The sequence below is a fragment of the uncultured Agrococcus sp. genome, assembly GCF_945915485.1.
Lineage (GTDB): Bacteria > Actinomycetota > Actinomycetes > Actinomycetales > Microbacteriaceae > Agrococcus.
In genome coordinates this window covers 1-5,947 of record NZ_CAMEFJ010000118.1, presented here as the reverse complement: position 1 = coordinate 5,947, position 5,947 = coordinate 1, and the positions used below count along the sequence as shown (strand labels likewise).

At 63.3% G+C, this 5,947-nt stretch carries 1 protein-coding gene and 1 pseudogene; both read left to right on the top strand.

Features of this window, described 5'->3' with window-relative positions; translation table 11 throughout:
- Positions 1-80: 80 nt before the first annotated feature.
- Complete coding sequence (locus Q0O95_RS12885; protein WP_293699400.1) at positions 81-4,781, top strand: Ig-like domain-containing protein; 4,701 nt, start codon at positions 81-83, stop codon at positions 4,779-4,781.
- A 153-nt stretch (positions 4,782-4,934) separates the two neighbouring features.
- Positions 4,935-5,947: pseudogene (locus tag Q0O95_RS12880) on the top strand (hypothetical protein); the annotation flags it as partial.

The following is a 5,947-nucleotide window of genomic DNA, read 5'->3' as shown; positions in this document are numbered from 1 at the left end:
TTCCGGAGGATTTTAGCGCCAATTCGGTCGTGTTCGGGTATCGGGTTGATGACGGCCGAGGTGGCACCGACGAGGCAACCGTGACCCTCGCCATCCGCGATGAGACTGAGAACACTGCACCCGCTGAACTGCGCGACGAGCAGGGCTTCGAGGTCGAGCAGCGTGCGCAGTACGATCACAGCGTGCTGGAGGGCTGGTTCGACCCGGACGGTGACGACCTGTTTCTGGTGGATGCGTACAGCGACTCGGGAGACACCGTTCGCTTCAATCCGAACGGCCGCATCATCTATACGGCAACGGGAGAGCCGGGGCCCACCACGATGACGGTCGTCGTCAGCGATGGTGTCGATGAGAGCGAAGGAACGATCGAGGTCGACGTGCTGGAACGCGGCACGTCGAGTCCGATCGCCAACGCCGATTACGTGAGCGTCGGAGAAGGCGGGCACGTCTCCGTGAACCCGCTCGCGAACGACTTCCTCCCGGCCGGCGAGAACGCGAGGCTCGCGAGCGCGAGCGTGCGAGACGACGCGGGTATCACGATCGACGTCGACCGTTCGACAGACACGGTGCACATCAGCGGCGATGTCATCGGTACGCACTTCATCGATTACACGGTTGCGGCGGGGCCGAATCAATCGCAGGGTCATGTTCGGGTAGATGTTGTTGAGCCGGTAGAGGATGCGACACCGGTGGCGGTGCGCGACGTAGCGCTGCTGCCGATGGGAGGCGAAGCGCTCGTTGACCTGACGGAGAATGACGTCGACCCTTCGGGCGGCGTGCTGGTCGTGCAGTCGGTGGACACGGATTCGGAACCGATCAATGTACAGCTCATGCAGCGCCACATGCTGCGCATCGACGACCAGCAAGGTCTCACGGAACGAACCACGATGCAGTATCAGGTTTCGAACGGCAGTGAGACGGCCGTCGGTGAGGTTGTCATCATCCCGGTAGAGCCGCCCGATCGTCCGCGAAACCCCGTGGCGGTCGACGACACAGCGGCCCTGCGAGAAGGCGATTACGCCACGATCGACGTCACCGAGAATGATTTCAGCCCTGACAACATTCCATTCTCCGTCGAACCGGAGCTCGTGGAGTCGTCGCTCGAGCCGGACGAGGGTCATGTATTCGTCGATGGTGACGACATTCGTGTGCACGTCGGGGTCGGCGGGCCCTCGTTCGTGGAGGTGATCTATGAGATCCGCGACGGCCAGGACAATACCGCAACCGGCACGCTCAGAGTCGATGTCGAACCCCGTGACCCCGACACGAACAGTCCGCCCCACGCGCGCGAAGTCACGAGCCGCGTGCTCGCCGGAAACGAAGTGCGCATCCCGGTTCCGCTGGACGGAATCGATCCGGACGGCGACGGCGTAACGCTCGTCGGATGGGAGACCGCGCCCGACCAGGGCCGGATCACGGAAGTCGGGGCGGACTACATCGATTTCGAAGCGTTCGCGGACGATGGCGGCACGACGACGTTCCAGTATCGTGTGCGGGACAGATGGGGAGCCGAATCGGTGAGTTCGATCACGGTCGGCATCGCGCAGCCGAGCGACGTGAATCAGGCACCGCACGCTGCGCTCGATACCGTGCATGTTCGCCCCGACAGAGCGGTCGCAGTTTCGGTACTCGACAACGACTCCGATCCCGATGGTGACGAACTTCGGCTCGTTGACGTCAATACCGAGGATGCTCCTGCCGAGCTCACCGACCTGCGACTGGGTTCAGAGGCTCCGACGGTGAATTTCACTGCCCCCTCGGAGCCCGGCGACTACATGCTCGAGTACACGATCCGAGACGTCCGCGGTGCCAGTGCGATCGGTGCTGTGCACGTGATCGTCGATGAGGAAGCGCCTCTCGAGCCGCCGCAGGCGGTCGATGACATCGTCGATGTGGAAGATCTGACAGTCGGCGAACCTTTCGTCGTTCCCGTTCTGGAGAACGATCGGGACGTCGACGGCGATCCGTCCGAACTCTCGGTCGAAGTGCTCACGGGCGAGGGGACGGTGGTCGACGATGGCGTGCAGATCGAACCGGGCGACGAGTTCCAAGTCATAACGTATCGAGCAACAGACCAGGATGGCGGCCACGGCGAGGCATTCATCTTCGTGCCCGGCGTCGGTGAGCGTCTGCCCTACATCGCCGCCGACACGCAGCTGGTGGTCGGGTCGGGTGAACTGCTGGAGATCGACCTGAACGAAGTGGTCGTGATGCCCGAGGGCGGAACCCCGAGAATCACGACGAACGACATGGTGTCGGCTACGAACGACAACGGCGAACCCCTTGTCGTGAGCGAAGACACCCTTGCCTACACGTCGGAGCTCGGTTACGTCGGGGACGCTGCTATCAGTTTCGAGATCACCGATGGCACCGGGCCGAATGACCCGGATGCGCTGACCGCACGACTCACCGTGCCGATCGTGGTGACGCCTTCGAGCCAGGTGCCGCCGGAGTTCCACGGGGCCGAGATACAGGTGGAGCCGGGGGAGGCTCCGACGGAATTCGATCTGACCAGCGCTACCTGGGATCCGGACGACGGTGATATAGAAGGCATGGAGTACGACATCGTCGGAGGCGAGGCCGACGGCGTCACGGTCGACATCAGTGGTCAAACGTTCCTCGCCAGCGCCGAGCATGACACGACGCCCGGGACCCGTGGTTCGTACCAGATCGAGTTGCGTGATCCGGCCGGTAATGTCGAGCCGGGAACCGTCACCGTCGAGGTGGTTCCCTCGAACCGCCAGATGCCGCGGGCGGCGGATGACAGCGGAACAACCGATCAGGGCGTCGAGATCAGCATCAACGTGCTCGAGAACGATTTCAATCCGTTCGAAAACATCGGCGAGCCTTTGAACGTGCGTGATGTTCGGGTGCTCAGGGGCGACGCATCTTCCGGCCCGACGACCGACGGTACGAACGTGACGGTGACCCCGGGGGATGACTTCTCGGGGGTGCTGACGTTGCAGTACACGATCGAGGACGCCACGGCTACCGATGCCAGAACAGCGGTCGGCAATGTCGAGATCAGTGTGCGTGGTCGTCCGGATGCGCCGTTGCGTCCGAACGTGAATTCGATAGGGGATAGCGAAGTCACCCTGTCGTGGGCTGCTCCTTCGTCGAACGGTGCGCCGATCTCCGGGTACATCGTGCAGTGGGATGGCGGCTCTCAGGAGTGCGACTCGACATCGTGCACCGTGACGGGTCTCGCTAATGACAACGTCTACAACTTCGAGATCCTCGCAGTGAACGAGGTCGGCGAGTCCGACCCGTCGCCGGCTTCGATCGACGCGCGCCCCGACGTACGACCCGAACAGCCGGAAGCACCAACAGCCGATCGCGGGGACCGGGAACTCCACGTGACGTGGGATGAGCCCGAGAATCGCGGCTCGACGATCGAATACTACTTGCTGGAGATCTCGGGCCCGGGTTCAGGAGAAACGCAGGTGCAGGTGGAGGGCACGAGCTATACCTGGGACGAGCTCCAGAACGGTGCAAGTTACGAGTTCAGGGTGCAGGCGCACAACAATGCCGACGAGCCGAGCGAGTGGTCGAGATATTCGAGCGCCGAAGTGCCGGCCGGTATTCCCTTCGAATCCGAGGAGGTCGTTGCGAGTTCGACGCAGGGGCCGAGCAGAACGCAGATCAATGTCAACTGGACCGCCTCCGACGACAACGGAGCGCCGATTGAGAATTACACCGTGATCGCGATGAACGACGGCGAGGAGGTCGACTCGCAGCCGGTCGGGGGGCAAACGCTGTCGACGGCGTTCGAAAACCTGCCGACGTCCTCGTCGCCGTACACGTTCCACGTCATCGCCGAGAACGACGTCGGTGACTCTCCCCCCGCGGTCAGCAACGAGGTGCGATCGGTGGGCCGGCCTGGCACACCGTCGGTGTCGCTCGTGAGCGACAACTCGAACGAGACGTCGACGATCGACATCACGCCGGGCGACTCGAACGGCTACTCGGACGACGAGATGACGTACCAGTACCGTCTCGACGGCGGTTCTTGGCAGAACCTGTCGGGGTCGGGACAGCAGAGCGTCGACCCGAGCCCCAAGGTCGGTGGCTATCAGCTGCAGGTGCGCGTCGTCGCGACCGCCGGCGATCACACGTATGAGAGCGAGGCATCCAGCAACACGAGGGTGTCGCCGTACGGCACGCCTCCCGCGCCCCCGTCGCCGAACGCGAGCGAATCGGGGAATGGGCAGACGGTGACGTTCAGCTGGGATGCCCGCCAAGCCACGAACGGCAGAGCGATCGAGGCGGTCGAGTACCAGATCAACGGAGGAGGTTGGCAGCGGGCGGCCCCGAACGATCAGGTCTCCGAGACCGGTGATCCCGGGGACACCATCACCATCCGCATCCGGTCAATTCCGGAGGAAGGTTCGACGAGCCCAGCGTCGAACCAGGTCAGCCATACCCTCGGAGGGCCGTCACCGACGCTCACCGTCGAGCCCGGTGAGCTGGCGCCGAGCACGGTCGACCCCAGCACGACTGCTTACGAAGTGATCCTTCACTATGAAGACCTGATCCCCGGTACCTACGACTACGCCTGCTACAGCACGAACTCCGACACGGGAACCAACGTGCCCTTCAGAGAGGGCACAGTACAGCTCGACGAGAACGGGCAGGTGGGTGACTCGGTGAACCGGGACGACCAGCAGCTTTGCGTGAACTCGCAGGGCGGCCAGCTCTGGGTGGTCTTAACGAACGGTCCCAGCAACGATCATCACGGCGCACTGGATGCGCCTCGTCGCAACTGGCCCTCGGCGGCATGACGCGACGATCGGCGTCGCACAGTGAGCAGATAAGGAAGAGGACCTTCACTGTTGCACCCGGTTTCGGATACTCTAAGCGCTAGCGTTTACCGGCTCTGACGGAACCAGTGAGCGCTCATCATCGTGGGCTACTGAGAGGGCGGGGGCTCCTAAGTGCTGCGCTTCGTGAAGCAGAGGAAGCGTGCCTCGGCGTCGGTCGCTGTCGTGACGGCGGCGGCTGTCGCGTTGGGCATCGTGGCGTTCTCGCATCCCGGGTTTACGACGACCGATGTGGATATGCACGATGGTGGTGTCTGGGTTACGAATCTTGAGTTGAGCCAGTTGGGGCACCTGAACTATCAGGCGCAGGAGCTCGACGCGGGGCTGTCGGTTCCTTCTGAGAGTTTCGATGTCGTGCAGGACGACGGCACGGTCATCCTGATCGACAACACGAACATGAGCTTGAACCCCGTGCATACGGGTCAGGCGAGCTTCCGGGGCGATATTCCATTGCCCGGTACCGTCTCGGTCACGCTGCGAGGCGGCACGCTCACTGTGCTCGATGAGCTCGACGGTCGCCTGTGGGCCGTCGAGGCCGACTCCGTGGCTTCCCTCGATCTTGTCGAGCAAGATCCGCTCTACGTGCTCGGGGCAGGAGCGGCGGTAACCACTGACGAAGAGGGCAACGTGCATGCCGTCTCCGTAGAGTATGGGGCCGAATATCAGTGGGTAAGCGGCGAGGTCGGTTACGAGCTGGTGTCCGAACGGCAGCGCGACGGCTTTGCCGACGCCGACCGGTTGAGTGTCACGGCCGTTGGCGAGACGCCGATCGCCCTGGACGCCGCGGCAGGAACACTGTTCCTGCCGGGAACTGTCGTCGATGTGCCAAGCGAATCGATGCTCCAGCATGCGGGTGTCGGGAGTTCCGAGGTGGTGCTCGCTTCCGGATCCGAACTCATCCGTCAGCCGTTGAGCGGCGGGGATGCCCGAGTCGAACGTTTCGCGAGCGGCGGGCTCGCAGTCGCACCCGTCCAGACGGACACCTGTGTCCACGCCGCCTGGCCGGGTGACGCTCGCGTTGTGCGCCTGTGCGATGACGAAAGCGCCGGCCTCGATGAGCAGATCGAGCTTCCGCTCAGTGACGGTGTTGTGTTTCGTGAGCATCGTGGTGTTGTTGCGTTGAATGA